Origin of the sequence: Streptomyces sp. NPDC056948 (assembly GCF_042674225.1) — a bacterium.
Taxonomy (GTDB): Bacteria; Actinomycetota; Actinomycetes; order Streptomycetales; family Streptomycetaceae; genus Streptomyces; species Streptomyces purpurascens.
The window spans coordinates 1-4,286 of record NZ_JBHUQX010000597.1 but is presented as its reverse complement, the minus strand read 5'-3'; the positions used below and the strand labels follow the sequence as shown (position 1 = coordinate 4,286).

Here is a 4,286-nt window from a genome sequence, read left to right as displayed (position 1 = left end):
GCGCCACCCCCGTGCGCGCCGTGACCGCGCGCCCCGCGGTCTTCTTTGTCGTGCTCACGCAGGCATCGTGGGTGATGCCGGACCCGCGGCGCAACGGAGTTTCCGCCGTCGGAGAACACCAGGGAAAGCACCGGGAAACGCCCGGTCGGCCCGGATGACCGGCCCGGAACGCCCCGGTTCGCCCCCTTGTGCCGAGCGACGTGAAGGTCTTGGGTGGAACGAGTGATCCCCCGGCCCGGGCCGCCAAGGGCCCGGACCGATGGCATGGTGGAATCTCAGGAGGATCCCGACATGTCCGATTCGGCGAGTGGCTGTACGGAGCCACACACCGCCCTGTCCGCTGCAGACGTCGAGGCCCTGGTCCGCGGCATCTGCTTCAAAACCGGCCCGCCACGCCGCCTCGGGGTCGAGGTGGAATGGCTCGTCCACGAGCTGCGCGCACCGCAGCTCCCCGTCACACCCGAACGACTCGAAGCGGCCTACGCCGCAGTACGGAACCTGCCTCTGAGGTCGGCGCTCACCGTGGAGCCCGGCGGCCAGCTTGAGCTGAGCTCGCCCCCCGCCGCCTCGCTGACGGAGTGCATCGGTACCGTCTCCGCCGACCTCGACGCCGTCCGCACGGTTCTTCGCGAGGACGGCCTCGCGCTCGTCGGCCTCGGCCAGGATCCCTGGCACGAACCCCGCCGGTTCCTCCGCGAACCGCGCTACGACGCCATGGAGGCCTGCCTGGACCGTACGGGCCCCTCCGGCCGCGCCATGATGTGCACCTCCGCCTCCGTGCAGGTGTGCCTCGACGCCGGCCACGAGGAGCCCGGGCCCCTGGGCCTGGTGCGGCGCTGGTGGCTGGCCCATCATCTGGGCCCGGTCCTGGTGGCCGCGTTCGCCAGCTCCCCGCTCGCCGGTCACCGGCCGACCGGCTGGATGTCCTCCCGGCAGTTGCTGTGGACGCGGATCGGCGCCGGCCGGGCGGGCGGACCGCCCCTGGACAGCGACCCGCGCGGCGCCTGGGCCCGGCACGTGCTGGACTCCCCCGTGATGTGCGTACGGCGGGACGGCGCGCCCTGGGACGTCCCGGAAGGGCTCACCTTCCGGGAGTGGATCGAGACGGGAGTACCGAGACCGCCCACGAGGGAGGACCTCGACTACCACGTCACGACGCTGTTCCCGCCGGTCAGGCCCCGCGGCCACCTGGAACTGCGCATGATCGACGCGCAGCCCGGGGACGACGGCTGGATCGTGCCGCTGGCCGTGACGGCGGCGCTGTTCGACGACCCGGAGGCCGCCGAGACCGCCTACCGGGCCGTGAAGCCGCTGGCCGAGCGGACGCTGGGGCTGCCCGCGCCGCACAATCCGCTGTGGCTCGACGCGGCCCGCAGCGGGCTGGCCGACGCCGAACTGCGCGAGGTGGCCGTCACCTGCTTCACGACCGCGCTGGACGCCCTGCCCCGGCTCGGCGCCGCGCCCCAGGTCATGGAAGCCGTCTCGGCCCATCTGGACCGCTATGTCGTCCGGGGCCGCTGCCCCGCCGACGACCTGCTCGACCGACAGCGCGCCACGGACGGTCGCGCCCACGGGAAGGACATCCGCCCATGACCGACACCGATCCCGCCGTCGACACCGAAACCGTCGACCCCGAGATTCTTCGCGAGCGCGCGGTCGCCTCGCTGGTCGTCGCCCGCGACCGCACCACGCTGCTGACGAGCTGTGTCGAGGAGCCCGACCTGACCGCGCAGCACTCGCCGCTGATGTCGCCGCTGGTGTGGGACCTGGCGCACATCGGCAACCAGGAGGAGCAGTGGCTGCTGCGTGCCGTCGCCGGGCAGGAGGCGATACGGCCCGAGATCGACAGCCTCTACGACGCCTTCGAGCACCCGCGGGCCGAGCGGCCGAAGCTGCCCCTGCTGTCGCCCGGGGAGGCACGCACCTACGCGGCCGACGTCCGCGGCCGGGCGCTGGACGTGCTGGAGCGGGCCGCGTTCCACGGGACGCGGCTGACGGAGGCCGGGTTCGCCTTCGGGATGATCGCGCAGCACGAACAGCAGCACGACGAGACCATGCTGATCACGCATCAGCTCCGCAGGGGCCCGCAGGCCCTGACCGCGCCCGACCCCGAGCCGGCGCCGCTGTTCACCGGCCCGTCCGAAGTCCTGGTCCCGGGCGGCCCGTTCACGATGGGCACCTCCGGCGAGCCGTGGGCCCTGGACAACGAGCGCCCCGCGCACCGGCGCGAGGTCGCGCCGTTCCACATCGACACCACGCCGGTGACGAACGGCGCGTACCAGGCGTTCATCGAGGACGGCGGCTACGACGACCAGCGCTGGTGGACGGCGGACGGCTGGGCCCACATCCGCCGGAACTCCATCGCGCACCCGCTGTACTGGCGCCAGGACGGCAGGCAGTGGCTGCGGCGGCGCTTCGGCCTCACCGAGGTCGTACCGCCCGACGAGCCGGTGCTGCACGTGTGCTGGTACGAGGCCGACGCCTACGCCCGCTGGGCCGGACGCCGGCTGCCCACCGAGGCCGAGTGGGAGAAGGCGGCCCGGTACGACCCGGCCGGTGACCGTTCCATGCGCTACCCGTGGGGCGACGCGGAGCCGGGGCCCGAGCACGCCAACCTCGGCCAGCGGCACCTGCGTCCGGCACCGGCCGGGAGCTATCCGGCCGGCGAGTCCCCGCTCGGCGTACGGCAGTTGATCGGCGACGTGTGGGAGTGGACGTCGAGCGACTTCCTGCCGTACCCGGGGTTCCGGGCGTTCCCGTACAAGGAGTACTCGGAAGTCTTCTTCGGGCCCGACTACAAGGTGCTGCGCGGCGGTGCGTTCGCCGTGGACGCGGTCGCCTGCCGGGGCACGTTCCGCAACTGGGACCATCCGATCCGGCGGCAGATCTTCTCCGGGTTCCGCACGGCCCGCTCGGAGGATGTCTGATGTGCCGTCATGTGGCATACGTGGGCCCGGAGGAGCCGCTCGGGCGGCTCCTGGTGGATCCCGCGCACGGCCTGTACCGGCAGTCCTGGGCGCCCCGGCGGCAGCGGTACGGGACGGTCAACGCCGACGGTTTCGGCGTCGGCTGGTACGCCGGGGGCGACCCGGTACCGGCCCGCTACCGCCGGGCCGGGCCGATCTGGGCGGACCTGTCCTTCGCCGATCTCGCCCGGGTCGTCCGGACGAACGCGCTGCTCGCGGCGGTGCGGGACGCGACCCTGTCGGGCGCGGACGCGGAGGCCGCGGCGGCGCCGTTCGCCGCGGGGACCTGGCTGTTCAGCCACAACGGCGCGGTCAAGGGCTGGCCCGGTTCGCTCGCGCCGGTGTCCCGGAGCCTGTCCCCGGAGGACCTGCTGTCGCTGGAGGCCCGCAACGACTCGGCGCTCGTGTGGGCGCTGGTGCTGGCCCGGCTGCGCGGCGGTGACGAGGAGGGCCAGGCGATGGCCGACACGGTCCTGGAGGTCGCCGCCGCCGCACCCGGTTCACGGCTCAACCTCCTCCTGACCAACGGCGACACCATCACCGCGACCGCCTGGGGCGACGCCCTCTGGTACCTCACCCGACCGGGCGGCGGCACGGTCGTGGCCTCCGAGCCCTACGACGACGATCCGCACTGGCAGGAGGTCCCCGACCGCACCCTTCTCGCGGCGAGCCGCACGGACGTGCTGCTCACGCCGCTGAAGGAGCCTGCCGACCCCCTGGTCCCCGCAGCATTGAAGGAGCCCCGTACGTGAGCCCGTTCCGCATCACCCGCACCCTGCCGGAGGACGCCACGGGCGCCGCGTTGCGCGCCGACGTCCACCGGGGCCTGACCGGCACCCCCAAGACGCTGCCGCCGAAGTGGTTCTACGACGCGCACGGCAGCGACCTGTTCGAGAAGATCACCGAACTGCCCGAGTACTACCCGACCCGCGCCGAGCGGGAGATCCTGCTCGCGCGATCCGGCGACATCGCCGCGGCGACCCGGGCCCGCACCCTGGTCGAGCTCGGTTCCGGTTCCTCCGAGAAGACGCGGCACCTGCTCGACGCCCTCACGGAGCTGCACACCTACGTCCCCGTCGACGTCAGCGGAAGCGCCCTCACCCAGGCCGGGCAGGCGCTCGCCGCCGAGCGGCCGGGGATCGACGTGCACGCGCTGATCGCCGACTTCACCGCGGAACTGACGCTGCCGGACACGCCGGGGCCCCGGCTGGTGGCGTTCCTCGGCGGCACGATCGGCAATCTGCTGCCCGCCGAGCGTGCCGCGTTCCTGGCGTCCGTGCGGGGCATGCTCGCCCCGGGCGACGCCCTGCTGATGGGCAC

4 protein-coding genes are annotated in these 4,286 nt (G+C 73.5%); all 4 read left to right on the top strand.

Going from position 1 to position 4,286, the window contains the following annotated elements; translation table 11 throughout:
- The first annotated feature begins 291 nt into the window (after positions 1–291).
- The gene (egtA, locus tag ACFTZL_RS41825) at positions 292–1,593 is read left to right on the top strand and encodes an ergothioneine biosynthesis glutamate--cysteine ligase EgtA (RefSeq protein ID WP_382594928.1); all 1,302 of its coding nucleotides are present in this window, start codon (positions 292–294) and stop codon (positions 1,591–1,593) included.
- Positions 1,590–2,927 carry an ergothioneine biosynthesis protein EgtB gene (gene egtB / locus ACFTZL_RS41820; RefSeq protein ID WP_382594925.1) on the top strand — a complete coding sequence of 446 codons (1,338 nt, stop codon included), beginning with the start codon at positions 1,590–1,592 and terminating at the stop codon, positions 2,925–2,927. Before egtA ends, egtB begins: the two co-directional genes overlap by 4 nt.
- Positions 2,927–3,718 carry an ergothioneine biosynthesis protein EgtC gene (egtC, locus tag ACFTZL_RS41815; protein WP_382594922.1) on the top strand — a complete coding sequence of 264 codons (792 nt, stop codon included), beginning with the start codon at positions 2,927–2,929 and terminating at the stop codon, positions 3,716–3,718. Before egtB ends, egtC begins: the two co-directional genes overlap by 1 nt.
- A partial coding sequence (locus tag ACFTZL_RS41810) for an L-histidine N(alpha)-methyltransferase (RefSeq protein ID WP_382594919.1) occupies positions 3,715–4,286 on the top strand: 572 nt, incomplete at its 3' end. The genes egtC and ACFTZL_RS41810, both read left to right, overlap by 4 nt.

Excerpts from the sequence above, each read along its gene's own strand:
- egtA (WP_382594928.1), top strand. The coding sequence starts at position 292 with ATGTCCGATTCGGCGAGTGGCTGTACGGAGCCACACACCGCCCTGTCC.
- egtB (WP_382594925.1), top strand. The coding sequence starts at position 1,590 with ATGACCGACACCGATCCCGCCGTCGACACCGAAACCGTCGACCCCGAG.
- egtC (WP_382594922.1), top strand. The coding sequence starts at position 2,927 with ATGTGCCGTCATGTGGCATACGTGGGCCCGGAGGAGCCGCTCGGGCGG.